19 protein-coding genes and 1 tRNA gene are annotated in these 17,377 nt (G+C 46.3%); 14 read left to right on the plus strand and 6 right to left on the minus strand.

Going from position 1 to position 17,377, the window contains the following annotated elements; genetic code table 11:
- The first annotated feature begins 3 nt into the window (after positions 1–3).
- Positions 4–921, plus strand: coding sequence for a site-specific tyrosine recombinase XerD (gene xerD / locus GQ52_RS06180; protein ID WP_047515920.1), 918 nt, complete (start codon positions 4–6; stop codon positions 919–921).
- Positions 922–1,484: 563 nt separating this feature from the next.
- On the opposite strand, the gene folB is transcribed toward xerD, so the two are convergent.
- Positions 1,485–1,835, minus strand: a complete 351-nt coding sequence (gene folB / locus GQ52_RS06185) for a dihydroneopterin aldolase (protein ID WP_047515922.1) — start codon at positions 1,833–1,835, stop codon at positions 1,485–1,487.
- Between the two features lie 114 nt (positions 1,836–1,949).
- Between folB and plsY the strand changes: the two genes are divergently transcribed.
- A complete protein-coding gene (plsY, locus tag GQ52_RS06190; protein WP_047515924.1) occupies positions 1,950–2,561 on the plus strand; it encodes a glycerol-3-phosphate 1-O-acyltransferase PlsY in 612 nt (203 codons plus the stop codon).
- A gap of 10 nt (positions 2,562–2,571) precedes the next feature.
- Here plsY and tsaD read toward each other — a convergent pair whose 3' ends face one another.
- On the minus strand, positions 2,572–3,594 hold the full coding sequence (tsaD, locus tag GQ52_RS06195) for a tRNA (adenosine(37)-N6)-threonylcarbamoyltransferase complex transferase subunit TsaD (RefSeq protein ID WP_200884071.1): 1,023 nt from the start codon (positions 3,592–3,594) through the stop codon (positions 2,572–2,574).
- Between the two features lie 135 nt (positions 3,595–3,729).
- Between tsaD and rpsU the strand changes: the two genes are divergently transcribed.
- From rpsU to GQ52_RS14340, 8 genes are all read left to right on the plus strand, one after another.
- Positions 3,730–3,942 carry a 30S ribosomal protein S21 gene (rpsU, locus tag GQ52_RS06200; protein WP_018987466.1) on the plus strand — a complete coding sequence of 71 codons (213 nt, stop codon included), beginning with the start codon at positions 3,730–3,732 and terminating at the stop codon, positions 3,940–3,942.
- A gap of 126 nt (positions 3,943–4,068) precedes the next feature.
- Positions 4,069–4,512 carry a GatB/YqeY domain-containing protein gene (locus tag GQ52_RS06205; protein ID WP_047515927.1) on the plus strand — a complete coding sequence of 148 codons (444 nt, stop codon included), beginning with the start codon at positions 4,069–4,071 and terminating at the stop codon, positions 4,510–4,512.
- Between the two features lie 79 nt (positions 4,513–4,591).
- The gene (gene dnaG / locus GQ52_RS06210) at positions 4,592–6,331 is read left to right on the plus strand and encodes a DNA primase (RefSeq protein WP_047515929.1); all 1,740 of its coding nucleotides are present in this window, start codon (positions 4,592–4,594) and stop codon (positions 6,329–6,331) included.
- Between the two features lie 149 nt (positions 6,332–6,480).
- On the plus strand, positions 6,481–8,430 hold the full coding sequence (rpoD, locus tag GQ52_RS06215; RefSeq protein ID WP_047515931.1) for an RNA polymerase sigma factor RpoD: 1,950 nt from the start codon (positions 6,481–6,483) through the stop codon (positions 8,428–8,430).
- 20 nt (positions 8,431–8,450) lie between these two features.
- Positions 8,451–8,529, plus strand: a tRNA-Ile gene (locus GQ52_RS06220).
- A 195-nt stretch (positions 8,530–8,724) separates the two neighbouring features.
- On the plus strand, positions 8,725–9,057 hold the full coding sequence (locus tag GQ52_RS14335; protein ID WP_047515933.1) for a DUF2628 domain-containing protein: 333 nt from the start codon (positions 8,725–8,727) through the stop codon (positions 9,055–9,057).
- Positions 9,058–9,120: 63 nt separating this feature from the next.
- Positions 9,121–9,654 (plus strand): hypothetical protein, encoded by a 534-nt coding sequence (locus tag GQ52_RS13740; protein WP_152604416.1) that lies wholly within the window; start codon positions 9,121–9,123, stop codon positions 9,652–9,654.
- Between the two features lie 542 nt (positions 9,655–10,196).
- Positions 10,197–10,418: a DUF2695 domain-containing protein gene (locus tag GQ52_RS14340; RefSeq protein WP_369798338.1), complete on the plus strand. Its 222-nt coding sequence runs from the start codon at positions 10,197–10,199 to the stop codon at positions 10,416–10,418.
- Between the two features lie 308 nt (positions 10,419–10,726).
- On the opposite strand, the gene GQ52_RS14095 is transcribed toward GQ52_RS14340, so the two are convergent.
- Both GQ52_RS14095 and GQ52_RS06240 read right to left on the minus strand, forming a co-directional pair.
- Positions 10,727–11,266 (minus strand): hypothetical protein, encoded by a 540-nt coding sequence (locus tag GQ52_RS14095; RefSeq protein WP_152604417.1) that lies wholly within the window; start codon positions 11,264–11,266, stop codon positions 10,727–10,729.
- A 184-nt stretch (positions 11,267–11,450) separates the two neighbouring features.
- Positions 11,451–12,197 (minus strand): PEP-CTERM sorting domain-containing protein, encoded by a 747-nt coding sequence (locus tag GQ52_RS06240; protein WP_047515936.1) that lies wholly within the window; start codon positions 12,195–12,197, stop codon positions 11,451–11,453.
- Between the two features lie 338 nt (positions 12,198–12,535).
- Here GQ52_RS06240 and GQ52_RS06245 point away from each other — a divergent pair, with 338 nt between their 5' ends.
- Positions 12,536–13,102: a hypothetical protein gene (locus tag GQ52_RS06245; RefSeq protein WP_047515938.1), complete on the plus strand. Its 567-nt coding sequence runs from the start codon at positions 12,536–12,538 to the stop codon at positions 13,100–13,102.
- A gap of 263 nt (positions 13,103–13,365) precedes the next feature.
- On the opposite strand, the gene GQ52_RS06250 is transcribed toward GQ52_RS06245, so the two are convergent.
- Positions 13,366–13,722, minus strand: a complete 357-nt coding sequence (locus tag GQ52_RS06250; protein ID WP_047518555.1) for a ribonuclease E inhibitor RraB — start codon at positions 13,720–13,722, stop codon at positions 13,366–13,368.
- A 319-nt stretch (positions 13,723–14,041) separates the two neighbouring features.
- On the opposite strand from GQ52_RS06250, the gene GQ52_RS06255 reads away from it, so the two are divergent.
- Complete coding sequence (locus GQ52_RS06255; RefSeq protein WP_047515940.1) at positions 14,042–14,554, plus strand: DUF2127 domain-containing protein; 513 nt, start codon at positions 14,042–14,044, stop codon at positions 14,552–14,554.
- Between the two features lie 227 nt (positions 14,555–14,781).
- On the opposite strand, the gene GQ52_RS06260 is transcribed toward GQ52_RS06255, so the two are convergent.
- Positions 14,782–15,219 carry a helix-turn-helix domain-containing protein gene (locus tag GQ52_RS06260; protein ID WP_047515942.1) on the minus strand — a complete coding sequence of 146 codons (438 nt, stop codon included), beginning with the start codon at positions 15,217–15,219 and terminating at the stop codon, positions 14,782–14,784.
- A 113-nt stretch (positions 15,220–15,332) separates the two neighbouring features.
- On the opposite strand from GQ52_RS06260, the gene GQ52_RS06265 reads away from it, so the two are divergent.
- Positions 15,333–15,818: an ester cyclase gene (locus GQ52_RS06265; protein ID WP_047515944.1), complete on the plus strand. Its 486-nt coding sequence runs from the start codon at positions 15,333–15,335 to the stop codon at positions 15,816–15,818.
- A 481-nt stretch (positions 15,819–16,299) separates the two neighbouring features.
- Positions 16,300–17,334: a sulfite exporter TauE/SafE family protein gene (locus tag GQ52_RS06270; RefSeq protein ID WP_047515946.1), complete on the plus strand. Its 1,035-nt coding sequence runs from the start codon at positions 16,300–16,302 to the stop codon at positions 17,332–17,334.
- Positions 17,335–17,377 lie beyond the last annotated feature (43 nt).

Below are 17,377 nucleotides of genomic sequence, written 5' to 3' on the forward strand. Positions count from 1 at the left end.
CACATGCGGCAAAAAAAGAATGCTGTGGCAGTCACAGCGCATTTTCCTGAAATTGATGTTTTTATCGACCAGCTATGGCTGGAAGATGGCTTGTCAGCCAACACCCTATCAAGCTATCGCAATGATTTAAAGGGCTTTGCCGAGTGGTGTGGCAAGCAATCGTTAGTGCTGTGGGGTGTGCAATCACACCATGTTCAGGAATACCTCGCCCATCGCTTTCCGTTAGTCAAAGTTCGCAGTATCAATCGCTTGATTGCAACCCTACGCCGGTTTTACCGCTATGCCTTACTGGCTAACCTGATCAAGCAAGATCCGACGCTGCATATCGAAGCGCCAAAAATGCCAAAATCACTGCCCAAGACCTTGAGTGAGTCGCAGGTGGAAGATTTGCTGCATGCGCCGGATGTGAATACACCGTTGGGTCTGCGCGATCGTGCCATGCTGGAATTGTTATATGCCAGTGGTTTACGTGTCTCCGAGTTGGTGAATGTGAGTATTGCCGAAGTCAGTACGCAGGATGGTGTGGTGCGTGTGACGGGCAAGGGCAGCAAGACGCGCCTGGTGCCGATGGGGCAAGAAGCGGCAGAATGGATAGACCGCTACCTAGCGATCGCGCGGCCTGAGATATTAAAAGGCAGCCTGAGTGATGCGGTATTCGTCACCACACGCGGCGCGGCCATGACGCGGCATGCATTCTGGCACATTATTCAGCGTTATGCAGTGCAAGCCGGTATCTCTCAACATATCAGCCCGCATGTGCTGCGCCATGCGTTTGCCACGCATTTGCTCAATCATGGCGCGGATTTGCGTGTAGTGCAGATGTTGCTGGGGCATGCGGATATTTCTACGACGCAGATTTATACGCATGTGGCTAGGGAGAGATTGCAGCAATTGCATAAGGTGCATCATCCTAGAGGCTGAGTGAGTCGTGCTTTGATGAATGGTTTATTTCGCCTTTTCGGCGAGTTACTTTTCTTTGCTTGCACAAAGAATAAGTAACCAAAAGAAAGTGCACCCCAGCTTCCGCTTGTTTCCTGTGCTACTCGGTTTGCCGGGCGGCAATCAAAAACTCGCTCCTTTGGAGCTCAAACAGTTGCTTGCCGAAGACCCCCGTCAACCCTGCGTTGCTCGGCGCGGCAGATGGGGGCCCCGAACACCAAGTGAGCGCCATCGTTTAGAAGGTTTAACAAAAGAATCTAGTTTTTGAATCGTCCGAACTAAACCAATGCAAGTTAGATGAGACAAATCCCATTCCATCACGCTGAGTAGCGGAGGCAAAATAAGAGTAGAGGGAGCGACTGTTCGAATCCCGCGGTGGGCTGCGTATTGTGCAGCCCGCTAGGATGAGTTTCGTGACCGCTTATTTTGTTGAGCAACGCAAGGGAGCCGTAAGGCCGTGATGGCTGGGTGTCTTCCTCTTTGGTTACTTTTTGGGGGACAAGCACCAGAAAGTGACTCGCCTAAAGGCGAAAGGAGCTTTGAGTTTATGCTGCACGGTAAATTTGAATCCCTAAAGCCTTCAACCCCGGCAATATCCCCGGTTTACTCACTTTTAACTTCACATTCTGCGCTTTAAATTCCTGCAGAATCAGCTGGCAAACATGCTCACCCAACGCTTCAACGAGTTTAAAGCTATGTTCCGCCAAAGTCTCGCGGATGCGAGCAGCTACTTGCCCGTAATCAATGGTGTCTTCAATCGCATCGCTCTGGCAAGCCTTGCTAAAGTCATAGCCAATTTCAATATCCAGAATGATGGTCTGTGCGACCGCGCGCTCCCACTCGGGAACGCCGAGTTTGGTTTGCACTTTGACTTGTTCGAGAAAGATAATATCCATTGAGGTGCACCCTTGTTGTTATTTCCGCGCAGGCCGGAATCCAGTATGATTCGGCATCATACAACATCGTGCAGTGGCTGGCATAAGCGGCTGCATTTCAGTGGAATTTAAAGCATGAACGAAATTGGGTTTGATATTGAGGCGCTGGTGTGGGTTGTGGCGGCTTATCTGATTGGGTCGATTGCCTTTGGCATTATCATCAGCAAGCTGTATCGCCTGCCTGATCCACGCACGGTGGGCAGTGGTAATATCGGCGCGACCAATGTGGCGCGTAGCGGTAAGAAATCTGCTGCGATTCTGACTTTGCTGGGTGATGCTTTTAAAGGCTGGTTGCCGACCTGGTTGGCATTGCAAGCCGGGATGTTAATGGATGTGGTCGCATTGGTGGGTCTGGCGGTATTTATTGGGCATTTGTACCCGATTTACCATAAGTTCAAAGGCGGTAAAGGCGTGGCGACAGCGTTGGGCGTGATGATTGCCTTTTCTGGCTGGTTGGCGTTAAGTGTGGTGGCGGTCTGGCTGGCAGTGTTCTTAATCAGTCGAATTTCTTCATTGTCTGCCTTGGTCGCTGCCGTGTTGTCTCCAATTATCGCCTGGCAATTTTTGTCGCCTTATCCGGTATATGTTGCGGTGGTTGTCGTGATGACGGCGTTTCTGATTATTCGTCACCAGGGCAATATTGAGAAGTTGCTGGCAGGCACTGAAAGCCGCTTCGGCAAGAAATAGCCAACCATATTTAGGCGGGGGCTTTGAGCTCCGATAAATCCCAGCGTGGGCGGATGCTGAAGCTGTAATCTTGTTTCACTGCTTGCATGGCGTGTAAGCGCATGGCACCGGCAAACGCAATCATGGCACCATTGTCGGTGCAGAACTCCAGCCGTGGGTAACTGACGCTGATGTCGCGCTTGCTGGCGGCTTCGTTAAGCCTGATGCGCAGGCGCTTGTTGGCACCCACGCCGCCCGAGACTACCAGCCGTTTGAGCTTGGTTTGCTTGAGTGCTTTCAGGCACTTGTGCACCAGAATCTCGGTGACAGATTCCTGAAACTCCCAGGCAATATCTTTGACGGTGTCATCATCCAGTTGTGGCTGGTTGTTCACCAGCGTGAGCACCGCTGTTTTGAGGCCGCTAAAGCTGAAGTTCAAATCCGGGCTGTTGAGCATGGGGCGCGGTAGTTGAAAATGTGGTTTGCCCTGGTCGGCTAGTTTGGAGACGGCCGGTCCGCCGGGATAACCTAACCCAAGTAATTTAGCGGTTTTGTCGAATGCTTCGCCAGCGGCGTCATCCAGCGTATCACCTAAGAGTTCATATTGGCCGATACCGTCTACGCGCATCAGTTGGCTGTGGCCACCTGAAACCAGCAAGGCAACAAATGGGAAGGCTGGCGGATTTTCTTCCAGCATGGGCGCCAGCAAATGGCCCTCCAGGTGGTGCACGCCGATGGTGGGTACATTGAGCGCCATGGCCAGTGATTGCGCAATGCTGGTGCCTACCAGCAAGGCACCCGCCAGGCCAGGACCTTGTGTATAAGCGATGCCTTCTATGTCTTGCAGGGTTTTATCGGCCTCTGCCAGGACTTGTTGGGTCAGTGGCAACGCACGACGGATATGGTCGCGTGAAGCGAGTTCTGGCACCACGCCACCATAAGCGGCATGCATGTCTACTTGTGAATGCAGGGCGTGCGCCAGCAGGCCGCGGCGCGTGTCATACAACGCTACCCCGGTTTCATCACAAGAAGATTCAATGCCCAATACCAACATACGTGCTTTCTCGCAGACAATATTTTGCGGAAATGATTGATAAATCCAAATAAGCGCGATAGAATACGCGGTTTTCAGTGCTGCATCAATCCGCATGCACGATTTGCCAACCATTTTTGAAGGATAGGGATTTACATGACCGCTATTCGTGTGAAAGAGAACGAACCGTTTGACGTTGCAATGCGCCGCTTCAAGCGTTTGATTGAAAAAACCGGTTTGTTGAACGACTTGCGTGCACGCGAGTTCTACGAGAAGCCAACTTGGGAACGTAAACGTAAAGCCGCTGCCGCGGTTAAACGTCAGTACCGTCGTCTGCGCAACCAACAGTTGCCGACAAAACTCTACTAATTTTTAGTGGAAGTGAACGGTTAGCCGCTTTCAGGTTAACCGATGATGCGAAGGTTGTGGGTTTCCGCAACCTTTAGCTATTTATACAGCCCATATTTAAGCCTCCATTCAGATAAAGATATTTCTATGAGCCTGAAAGCACAAATCTCCGAAGACATGAAAACCGCCATGCGTGCGAAAGACATGCAAAAGCTGGGTGTGATTCGTTTGTTGCAAGCGGCGATCAAGCAACGCGAAGTCGACGAGCGTATTGAGCTGGATGATGATGCCGTGATTACGGCGATTGAGAAAATGCTCAAGCAGCGCCGTGATTCGATTGCTGCGTTTGAAGGTGCTAACCGCCACGACCTGGCGGATCAGGAAAAATTTGAAGTTACTGTATTGCAGGCGTATCTGCCAGCGCAATTGTCTGAGGGTGAAATCAACGCCATCATCGCCAAGGTTATTGCTGAGACGGGGGCTGCGGGTGCCAAAGACATGGGTAAAGTAGTGGGTGCGGTGAAGCCGCTGGTCGCAGGTAAGGCAGATATGGCGAAAGTCTCTGGCCTGATCAAGGCTGCCTTAGGTTAATCGGTCTTTAACCGCATAAACAACGGGGCGCATTTGGCGCCCTTTGTTTTTTTAGTGCGCATAAGCGATACTTGCATCTATGATCCCCGAAAGTTTTATTCAAGAACTGCTCAATCGCGTAGATATTGTCGAAGTCATCGACAAGGCAGTACCGCTGAAAAAAGCCGGGGCCAATTATTCGGCCTGCTGCCCATTCCATAACGAAAAATCCCCCAGTTTTACCGTCAGCCCGACCAAGCAGTTTTACCATTGTTTTGGTTGTGGTGCGCACGGCTCAGCCTTGAGCTTTTTGATGGAGTATAACGGCCTTAGTTTTGTTGAGGCCATACACGACCTGGCCAAACAGATTGGCATGATTGTGCCGCAAGAACAGCGCGACCCTAATCAACCAGCGTCACCCTCAAAGGCGGTGTTATTGAGTTTGCAAGAGACCTTGCAACAAGCCGCCAACTATTACAAAGCAGAATTGAAAAAATCACCACGCGCGATTGATTACCTGAAAAACCGCGGTTTAAGTGGTCAGGTTGCGGCCAAGTTCCAGGTTGGTTATGCCCCGGCTGGCTGGCAAAATCTGCAAACGGTGTTTCCGCAATATGAGGCTGAAGCACTGGAGACGGCCGGGTTGGTGGTGCAGAATGAGCAAGGGCGCCGTTACGACCGCTTTCGTGACCGTATTATTTTCCCCATCCACAACCAAAAAGGCGAAGTAATTGGCTTTGGTGGCCGCGTGATTAACCCCGAGGATACGCCAAAGTATTACAACTCGCCGGAAACACCGCTGTTTCAAAAAGGCCATGAATTATATGGCTTGTTTATGGCACGTCGCGCCATCCGTGATGCAGGCCGCGTGCTGGTGGTTGAAGGGTATATGGATGTAGTGGCGCTGGCGCAATATGGCATTGAATATGCCGTCGCGGCGCTGGGTACAGCAACCACCCCGTTTCATATTGCCAAGCTGATGCGGCAGACCGATGAAATTGTATTCAGTTTTGATGGCGATAAAGCCGGGCGCACGGCTGCCTGGCGCGCAGTGATGAACGCTTTGCCTGCGATTAAAGATGGTCTCAAGTTGCGCTTTCTATTTTTGCCTGCCGAACATGACCCGGATAGTTTTGTGCGTGAATTTGGTAAAGAGGCATTTGAAGCTGAAATGGATAAGGCGATGCCGCTGTCGCAATACATTATTCAGCATTTGAGCGAGCATAACCCGATGGCTTCGCAAGAGGACAAGCTGCAGTTTCTGAATGATGCCGAGCCTATTCTCAAGCAAATTCAGGCGCCCCGTTATGCCATGTTATTGCGCAAAAAAGTAGCCGAGATGACCGGCTTGGCCGGCGGCGAAATGCAACGCATGCTCAAGTTGCCAGATCCGGTTAAAACCAAACAAAAGCCTGTGCGCCAGCGTTCGCGCACACCATTATCACTGTATGTGCGCCTGGCCTTGATGTTGCTGATGCGGCCGCAATGGGCTAAGCCAGAGTTGATGGCGGAGATTGTCGGCGAAGGCGATGAAGAGCAGATGTTGCGTGTGGTGTTGAGGGCTGCTGTCGCCAAGCCAGAGGCGCGGCCAGTGGTATTGCTGCAAATGATCACCCCGTATATTTCTGAGGTTTTGCGACACCAATTGCAACGTGAGTTGTCTTTATTGGACGAAACGCTGGACTTCACGCTTGAATTTGAGGGGGCGTGTACCCAATTATCAGACATGGCAGTCATTGCGCGTGAAAAGTCCTTGTTAGGGCGGCTGACTGAAAAGCCATTTTCTACGCTGTCGGACGCAGAGCGTGAGGCCCTGCGGCAGTTAACCAGCAAGCGCTAGTCAGCAATTCCCTAAAAACCGTGTGGGCATGCTTAAAAAACATGCAAAAATCTGGTAAAATAAAGGGTTTCCCGTAATGTTAAATCGAGTGATGTGACAGTAGCGGTAGCCAACACTCGGCATCAATCATTTTAGAGGTGGAATCGGCCATGGCCAGACCCAAAGCAGATAAAAGTTTAGACAAAGAGCTCGGAATTAACGAAGTCGAAACACACAAAGACCCCGCCACCCAGGCAATGGATGCCGAGGCACGCCGTACCCGCCTGAAAACCCTGATTGTTCTGGGTAAAGAACGTGGTTATTTGACCTACGCCGAAATTAACGATCACCTGCCGGATGATGTGCAAGACTCCGAGCAGATCGAGAGCATTATCGGCATGATCAATGACATGGGTATCCAGGTCTATGAAGAAGCGCCGGATGCCGAAGTCTTGCTGATGTCTGATGCGCCTCCAGCGGTGACTGACGAAGATGCTGCCGAAGAAGCCGAGCAAGCGCTGGCGACGGTAGACTCAGAGTTCGGTCGTACGACTGACCCTGTGCGTATGTATATGCGTGAAATGGGCACGGTTGACCTGCTGACACGTGAGGGTGAAATCGAGATCGCCAAGCGTATCGAAGATGGCCTCAAGCACATGGTGCATGCGATTGCCGCCTGTCCGACCACCATCGCCCAGTTGCTGGATATGGTAGATAAAGTCGAAAAAGACGAGATGAGCGTCGATGAACTGGTAGACGGTTTGATTGACAGTGATCTCGGCCTGGATGATGCTTTGGCAGTGGCTGACGCAGAAGAAGAGGAAGCTGCTGACGAAGAAGAGGAAGAGGACGACGAAGATGGCGATGCTAAAGCATCCGCCTTGTCTGCCGAAGCGCTGGCCAGACTCAAAGATGAAGTCCTGTCTCGCTTTGCCGTCATTCGCGCTGCGAATACGCAAATGAACAGCATTCGTGAAGCCAAAGGTACCAATGATGCTGAGTACAAAACCCTGCATCAACAGGTGCTGGACGAACTGACGGCTTTCCGTTTCTCTGCCAAGCAAGTAGAAGCCCTGTGTGACCAGGTGCGCAACATGGTAGAAGAAGTGCGCACGCATGAACGCAAAATCATGGATTTCTGCGTTGAAAAAGCCAACATGCCGCGTCAGCAATTTATCAAAAGCTTTGTCGGTAACGAAATCAACCTCAGCTGGTTAGATGGCGAACTTGCTGGTAAGCCCGCCTATGCAGAGCGTTTGAGCCGTTTCAGACACTCGATTCTCGACCAGCAAGAGCGCCTGCAAAACCTGCAGAACCGAGTTGGCTTGCCAATTAAAGAGTTGCGCGAAATCAACAAACAAATGACCACCGGTGAAGCACGTGCCCGTCGCGCTAAACGCGAAATGATTGAGGCCAACCTGCGTCTGGTGATTTCTATCGCCAAAAAATACACCAACCGTGGCTTGCAATTCCTTGATTTGATTCAGGAAGGCAACATCGGCCTGATGAAAGCCGTGGATAAATTTGAATACCGTCGTGGTTACAAATTTTCTACCTATGCAACATGGTGGATCCGTCAGGCCATCACGCGTTCGATCGCTGACCAGGCGCGTACCATCCGTATTCCGGTGCACATGATCGAAACCATCAACAAGATGAACCGCATCAGCCGCCAGATTCTGCAAGAAACCGGTCTGGAACCTGATCCGGCAACCTTGGCTGAAAAAATGGAAATGCCGGAAGAAAAAATCCGCAAAATCCTCAAAATCAGCAAAGAGCCAATTTCGATGGAAACGCCGATTGGTGACGATGAAGACAGCCACTTGGGCGACTTTATTGAAGACAACACCACACTGGCGCCAATGGACGCAGCGGTTTACGCCAGCCTGCGCGACGCCACCAGTGAAGTGCTGGAGTCACTGACCCCGCGCGAAGCCAAAGTACTGCGCATGCGCTTTGGTATTGAAATGAACACCGACCACACCCTGGAAGAAGTGGGCAAACAGTTTGACGTGACGCGTGAACGTATCCGTCAGATTGAAGCAAAAGCACTACGCAAGTTGCGCCACCCAACGCGCTCCGAACGTCTGCGCAGCTTCCTCGAAAACGGTCAGGATTAGTTTATAATCCCACGCTTTCCGGCCCCTTAGCTCATGCTTGGTTAGAGCAGCGGACTCATAATCCGTTGGTGCTGTGTTCGACTCACAGAGGGGCCACCATAAAAACAAAGGGTTACGTTAATTCGTAGCCCTTTGTTTTTATGGTGCTGTTCAATAGAAAGTTCAACCGAGCAATAGTCTCGCTAATGGATTAAGCGGAATCATCAAAACTCAAGATTGACGCCTTGGACTTTTTGCATAATAAATGCAAATTCAGTACAGTAGTGGATCATTACTAATAAAGAAAAATAACAAATGGCGAAGCAACTAATAATATTCAGGCATCCGTCTGGCAAAGTGGCTAAGGTGACGCTCGGATTTTCTTGGCTAGCTTTTTTGCTCGGACCATTTTGGTTCTTAGTAAAGAAAATGTGGGTTCACTTTTTTGTGTTATTAATAGTTAGCTTGCTTCTCTATTTATTTTCAGAGTACGCGGAACACATTAAGAGTACTTCAATCAGTTTAATTTCGTCGATTACATTAATTGCATACGCGTTTGTGTGTGGGCGCTATGGAAATCATTGGTTACAATCTTCATTACTAAAGCGGGGATATTCACCAGTGATGGATCAGACTGTAAATGCATAGCTGTAGTAAAAGTAATTTTTTAGCGCAGGTCTCAACTCCAATATTCTCATTGGGAGTCGAAGAGTGAGCTTATTAATCCGCACCATTGTTTTATCGCTACTATCGCTCATCTCCCCAGCTATAGCGCAAACCTCCTTGGCAATGTCTGAGACTCAACTAAAAGCGAGTGATCTTCGTGACGCAACCTATGAAGGCAATTGGTTTGGTGTTGTAAAGTGCCTTTATGACCCTGGGCTTTGGCCAGATGATGAATGTGACGTAGAGTTCACATTTGATATTCATGGAAACTCAATATCTGTTGAGCAAGTCGTTCGTACCAAGAACGGGAAAAAAATCAAATCCACTATCAATCCTGGGCGCTTTAAATTTGTCCGCTCTGCTACAAATGCAATTGCGATTTCTATTGAGTCTGGAATTGATGAAGACGGTACGTGGGTAGAAACGTGGTCATTTGCAATGACTCTTTCTGATCCTAATCACATGATCGTCCACTGGACACGTATTGTGAATAACATTGACATGCCAGTCGAAAAGAAAGGTAGCAAATTTTCCTCAGTTGGCATGGGAGAACTAACCCGAGAAAGTAACTTGCAATGATGAAAGCACAATCGCATCATTCAAGCGGGACTGGCGAAAGGGTTCTTTTATGGAATGTTTATTAATAACGAGGGTTGAGCCCAGGTTGTCGCCAGCCCCTTACTTCAAACGTTAGGGAATACAAATGCTCAATCCTTATGTCACGTTGCTTATAGGTCTCGTTTTTCTTTTGGTTTCTCTGGCTCCGTTCTTTCTGATTGCAACATCTGCTAACCTATCAAAACAAAGGCGGCTTTATTGGTTTTTCGGAGGTCTTGTGTCATACGGTGTACTTAGTTGGCTATTTGCATACGAAGGCTATCGTTTACTCCAATTCAATGCCATCGCAGGAGTGGTAGCAAATTTATTGTTTCCAGTTGTTTTGCCATGGGCTTTGTATCTCATTTTTCGTCATGCAAACAAACCCTACCCATCAATCAAGCGAGACGTCTAACGGCGCTCCTTAATTCAAACGTTAGACCGCAGCCATGCCTGATCTGGAACGAAAAAAAGTGCTTAAGGAATCATTCAAAGCCAAAGAACAAGAAATGCTTGTGAGCTCTATGGAGTTGAGCGTAAGCGACTTAAAGGCACTATTCGTTCACTTGGACTCTGAGCTAAAGGCAGGGTGCGATCACACTTTGAGTAAAACTTTAGACTTTCTGGGGGACCGAAAGTTTGAGCCCGCAACTGTAATTCCTTGGCTTAAAGAGCACGGCGGTTATTGTGATTGCGAAGTCTTAGTTAATGTCGAGTCTGATTACGAGTGCATTCTTCGATCATGAATTCTCGGTCTAACCCTTCGGTCAAGCAGGGTCCTCTTCCGGCGTGCGGCCTCCGGATTCGTGAGAGTCTATTAACACTAACTTAGTTATCAAAATCACCCGACGCACTCGACGACTTTTTTACCTTTCGACTCTCCATATGGCTTAGCGGGCAGCATCGGTTTCGTCAGATCGTCAAGTCCACTTTTCTCCAGAAACTTACCTCCTAAAGCCCCAAACCCTTCCCATAGTCGCTCGCCTTGAGCCACAGCCATACAATCAGGGGTTGGCTGATACGACGGGTAATCCCGGTGGCAATCGTTGGCGAGTTAATAATGCTGATCGGGGAAAACGGTTATGGTCTTAAGGTGTTGAGTCATTCTTGGTCCGTTAGGAGGTGTATTTTTTGGTCGTTTCTCTGGCGTGATTAAAAATACAAATAATTGACTACCCTTTATCCAAAAGTGGATCTTATGGTTAGTCATATCTGTAGGTAAGCGACTTTTCAGATCTACTGACTCTTTGTACTCAGTATTGGTATTTTTTACTCTCCACTCAACAGTGAGTATCCAAGCCCTACGTGCTGGGCCGCCAACTATATTGGTAACTTGTAGAGGTTTACCATTAAATAAAAGCTTTTCTGAATCATAGTTGGGAGGGCAGCCAGGAATACCGTAATAAACCTTAAGTATCTCTATATCTTGATTTTCTCCAGAGTCGCCAAAGCTGAATGCTTGATCAACTAGATTATTGTCAGGGCAATTTGTTGATCCAGAGTTGTGTGCACAACCGGTAATAGAGGACAGAGCGGTTACTAATATTATTCGTATGAGCAACCAAGGTACAGAAGGAGATAACTGAAAAGTCATGGTCGTTATGTGTGAATTCAAGTTTTATTTCTAGATGTTACATGTAAACATTAACTCCGTCGTGTTCGATTCACAGGGGGGCCACCATTTATTGATAGACTCAAGGTTAACGCCGTGGGTCTTTTTTGTTTTGTAGATAAAAATAAAAAGCCCTGCATTTACAGGGCCATTTGATATTAAAGTTTCAAATATTCTTTTTTTGAGTTTTTCTTCGAGTAGTTACAGTCAAAAATCCAAGCCCCAATATAACTAAGGCGTATGTTTTAGGCTCAGGTACAGAGGAAACTCCGGAAGAAATAACTTCAATAGAATCTATTAATAGAGCACTCTGCTCCCATAATCCATCAATTGCCCGATCCCAAATTCTAACTTCATCGAATCCGCCACCAGAAAAGCCTACATAATGAGCATTAGGGTGATGAGCTAGCGTCCCGTTAGAAACACTGACTCCTTGGTATAGCAGTTCATAGTGAAGAATAATTTTTGTTGCAAAATAATCACACTCATTCGGCAAGCAATAGCCTCCATAACCAGAGCCAACTAACATCCCGATTGATTCGAAAGAAGCTCCAGAGCTAAGAGTAATTTTGTCGTAACCTGTAAAAAGAGGATAAACTAAAACAGGTTCAGGGTACCAGGAGCGCACACCTTCAAAGCCCGTTCTTTCTGTAGAGCCCAGAGAGGTCCAGATATCTGCTATATCCCCTTCAACACGCTCAACCCTAATACCATTTTCTGTGTGTGATGTTGTGTTGAAGACTATGTCTTCAGTAAACTCTTCAAAACCGTTGAAACCAGTTCGATCTGAGTCGCTGATAAAGTCTACTGTATGCACAATTGGTAGTGAGAATGCAGGAACAGAGAACATTATTAATATGTTAAACGCCAAAAAGTTAACACAGGTCAATAGTTTCTTTTTATTTATTATCATTTTTAATACCCTCTCCTTATGAATACTGTCTTATTAGAATTCGCTTATAGTTGAGAATTATTCTCGCACGGGATGGTAGCAGATTAATTTGCTATAAGGCATAGCCCAAAATAACTAATCCGTTGGTGCTGTGTTCGACTCACAGAGGGGCCGCCATTTATAGAGAGACTCAAGGTTAACGCCTTTGGGTCTTTTTTGTTTTGGGGTGAGGTAAACTACCTAGTGTCTTTTAATGAAGCATTTATTACTCAGGTTAATTTTTTGATAGTCTGAAATCACACATTTGCAACATGGCTGATATAAGTTTGCGCATCTCCCAACACAAAAGAATAATAATCATGTCGCTCAAAACGCTTCTAATAGCTACTGCTTTAATTATTCCCGCATGTTCATCATTACCAGAAAAAGTAAATAATCCTGATAAAAGCAAGCTTGGAGTGTTAATAGTAGCAGGCGAAGGTTTTAACTCCTCCTATAGCGACCCCACTGGCAAAAATGCTAATGCTACCCTGCTGGAAGCATCACAAAAGGTTTCAGAGTACTTAAAGTCGGAAATTCAAAACGAACAACATACTGAAGCTGACCAATTTGTTAACTTGAATTCATCTGTTGCCACCAGAACATTTATGGCGCAGCAGATAGCGCAGAAAAAACGCGATGGCTTAATTCAGGTTATGATTCGACATGTTAAAAATACATCTGAAAATACTATTTATCTAGAGCTGGCTTACAACCCATTGCAGTATAGTGCTAGTGGCAACGGTGAAATGCTTCAGATTGGTAAAGGTATGGAAGAGAGATATACACTAGCCGGACCAAATCTTGAAGGCTCAAACACTCCGCTGAATTACTTCACTCATGACTTTATTAGCAAGCTTTCGAAAGCTGGTTATATTGGTGAGTAAATACTCCAAGTTTATATGCCAAAATGAATTTAAAGAGAGTTGATATGGCGGCGTTAGCCAAAATGACAATTAATTCCCAGTTCTGGGAATGAGGCCATACTCCGAAAACTCACTAAATTTGCAGCTCAAAAACACTGCGTATACTCACACGCCTTGAGCCATAGCCAATCAGTCAGTGGCTGGCTGATACGACGAATCCCGGTGGCAATCGTGGGCCGTTATGTTGGCTTGGCGTGGGAGTGGGGTTTATCGATAAGAAGGCCTTAATTAGTTGGGCCAACATCCATTCCATCATATGATTCAATATGATATTTCTCTGCGAGCTTGTAGAACTCATGGTTACGAACATTGAGTGATTCAGGTGTGTGGTGTTCGACTCTTTCCATATGAAGAAAAAAGGTTGATTTGTCGTCAGTTGGGTAAATATTGACATAGCGATACCCGTTTTTTGTTAAGTAGTCAGCAACCGGCTCAAGTTTCTTGGGACTAGGGTCAGTAAAGAAATACCCCCAAAGTAACTTACCGTCAATACTCCCTTTCTTGTACGCAGGATTTGCCCGCATTTCTTGAAACATCTGGTTTAGTTGTTCTAACGTGATAACCGCACTGCCTTCAGCCATCGCTATGTTCCCAAAACTCCAGAAAGTTAATACGAATAAAAAATATCTAACTAATTTCAAAATGTACATAGCAGCAATAATCTAGTGATTTGTTAAATCATATTATCAAACTAAGACGTTTTATTTTCAATCTGAGATTCACATACTTGCCAGCCACAGCTGGTGTCCATAATCGCACGCTTTGAGCCGTAGGCAATTAATCACGGGCTAGCTGATACGATGGTAATCCCGGTTGTGATCGTTGGCCGTTATATTGGTTTTGCGTGGGAGTTGGGATTTCTTCAGACGCAGCTATCGTTATAGCTGGTTCTAATTTAAGATGAACGTGGCTAGAGTCGAATTCGGTAAAGGGGTTAGGTTGAAACTTGCAAATAGGTTAGGCATTCGGGTGATTGCATTGTTTGAGGGCGGTAAGGCCATGCTCATGTTGGTTGCCCTGCTCGTTTTTATTTTGGATTTTCATCTTAATGCCTATGATTTAGCGGAAACACTCGTCGGCAGACTCCATCTCGATCCTCAAGGTCATTACGTGAGTCTGCTGCTCAAGGTGGCTGAGAATTTTAGTGGAGGCGAACTCGCCGCTGTTTGCGTGTGCGCATTGATGTATTCTGTAATCAAATTTTCTGAGTCTATTGGGTTATGGAATCAACGCCCATGGGGAAGGACTTTGGGTATTGCCAGTATAGGTGTGCTTATCCCGTATGAGGTTTACGCTTTATTCCACCAATACACTCATTTCAAGTTAATGGTTTTACTAATCAATACTTCTATTGTTTTGTATCTATTCATGTTTTTCAATAGACATACAATTCTATCTTCATCTGAACTCTAAAATTCTGCTCTAGGTGCGCATCTCGGGTCATTGGCAGGCAACCAGAGGCTGATTGACTGATGGTGTGATGCCGATTGAGATTTTTGGCCGTTATGTTTGCTTGGCGTGGTAATTGCCTCTGAATCAGGCGGAAGTAACTGAGCGTTAGTACAAGATTGTTTGGTGGACAGTACACATGAGAGACTCAAGGTTAACGCCTTGGGTCTTTTTTGTTTTGAGATTGGATCTTAGTTAAATACGATCTTACGCACGTTTGGTCGCTGCTGTTCTGAGTCTTGAGCCTTATCGTAAGCAGACTGCGCTGCCAGGACTTCCTCAATATGTGTTTCAGACCAGACCCGAATGGCGGCCAAGGGTGCCACCAGTGTGAAACCGAGCGGTGTGATGCTGTATTCCACTTTTGGTGGCACTGAGGCATAAACAGTCCGTTGTATCAAGCCATCACGTTCCAGGCTGCGCAGTGTCTGTGTCAGCATTTTTTGCGAAATCCCGCCAGTTTCACGCTGCAAAGTACTAAATCGCTTGGTTTCCCGCTCGAGTAATCCTAAAAGCAATACTGCCCATTTATCAGCAATTCTGTTCAACATCAGGCGGGTCGGGCATTGCTCGTTATATGCGTTCCAGCTAGTCGAAATGTTTAATTCATTTTTTTCTTGATCACTCATGATGTACTCGGAATTAAGTTCATTAGTTACTTGTAGGTTCCTACTTACTAATAGTAACTATTGGGAATAATATGCGCAACTCCATTTTATGATTTGTTTGAAAAGGAGTGTTTATGAAGTTATTGAAAGTGATGCTGAGCGCATTTATTTTTTATTTATCGTTTATTTATGGAGCGTCTGCTATGGCCCAGGATTTATCGCAACAGAACAAACAATTACTAGCCAATTTTGCTAATGAGGTATTTGTAAAAAAAGATTTAACGAATTTGCAAGAGTACTTGCATGATAACTATATCCAGCACAACCCCATCGTGCCGCAGGGGTTGTCAGGTTTTAAACAATTCTTTGCCGACTGGTTTAAAGCTGTGCCGGACTGGCAATATCGGCTGGAGAAAATTGTGAGTGAAGGCGATACCGTGTGGGCCTATGGTGTTTATTCTGGTACCCAGCAAGGCGACTGGTTAGGTATCCCATCTACAGGCAAGCATTACAGTATTCATGCTGTAGATATCTTTCGTATCGAGAATGGTAAGCTGGCCGAACACTGGGATGTGATTGACACCTATGGCTTGTTCAAACAGTTGGGTGTCATTCAGTAGTTACTGGTTTTGGGTATCTTTTGATCAGGTAGGCGGATTTTTAATCCGTTTGTCGTGGGCTCGATCCCCTGGCAACATATAAAACACGGCTTGCAGAAATGCGAGCCGTGTTTTTATCCATGTCGAACAGAAAGCAGCGATTCAGCTTTCAATTCTTCAGCATTCCGCTAGTTTAGAGGGGGTTGAGCAATCTCAAGTCATGATCTCCTCTTCAAGATACTCCAAAAGCTACTTTAATCTTTTCACATAACACTTATATGCCTAAGGTTCACATAAGGTTTACTAAGTAGCATGACCATCGTGTAATTCAGTTTAGCTTCTAAACTTGATTAAGCCCCAAAATTCATTGAGGGCAATTTATGAAAGTTCTATTGATGGATGATGTGCAGACGAGCGGGCAGCGTTTTAGTCGCAAAAGTTGTGTCGTAAATTTTTGCCTTAAGGGGACGAGTAGCAGGCAGCTTATTCAGGTGAGGTCGTCATGATCTATTTGAATATTTTGGTCGTTGCTTTCTTTGCCTTTGCCTTAAGTATGATTTGTGGGGGAGGTGCTGGGCTTTTATTAATCCCTATCTTGGGATATGCATTGCCAGCCGCTCAGGTTCCGGTAGCGCTTTCAATCGGCACATCGGTTAGTTCAGTCACTAAGCTTTATTTATTTTTCAGGCAAATTAATTGGCATATTGTCAGACATTTTTTGCCGTTTGCGTTAGTCGGCGTCTTGGTTGGGGCTTGGCTGCTGAGTTATTTGTCGCCTATTTATATAGAGTTATGCATGGCAGTTTTTCTTGTCTCTAATTTGCCTTACATATTCAAAAAGACATCAGTTCCTAGTAAAACTGCGTCTCCATTTTCTAACCATTTTCTCAAGTTAATTGGATTTCTAGCAGGGTTCATTTCTGCCTTAACAGGCGCAGTGGGCGTTTTATTCAATGCAGTGTATCTCAGGTATGGATTGAGCAAAGAGGAAATCGTTGCTACGCGTGCGGCAAATGAGATTATTCTACATTTAGTGAAAATATGCCTGTACGCGTCCTTCGGCCTCTTTACGCTTAAGGCGTTCTATATCGGCATGTTAGTTGCTGTCGCGGCAGTTGCAGCTACATATTTAATGAAATATGTACTACCCAAAATATCAATCAGTATCTTTAGCAAGATAGGCTATGGTGCGATGGTATTCTCAGGCGTCATTTTGTTAAATAGTGCCCTCATTAGCATTCATGAAGCCCATAACCCCAGTTTTCATGTTGTCCGGGTGTCAAAAGGCTACGATGCATCTTTTAATTGGGATGATTTGATCTATTCGATTGAGTTTAAATACAGCGAAGGGTTTGAGTTCGAAAGCATTATTCGGTTAACGGATCTAGACCAAATCAGGCAGGACTATGTGCGAGCGCAGGAGGTCAGTGCCCACAAAATTGTCATTGAAAAAGTCTACGCATTGAAAAAAATATCATACGAAGCTTACTACTATGACTCTAGTAATCAGTTAATCAAAAGTATTCAGTTTCGATAAAGTTTATCCACCGTGATGATGTTTTATCGTGATTTGATGATGT

Origin of the sequence: Methylophilus sp. Q8 (genome assembly GCF_000800115.1) — a bacterium.
GTDB lineage: Bacteria > Pseudomonadota > Gammaproteobacteria > Burkholderiales > Methylophilaceae > Methylophilus.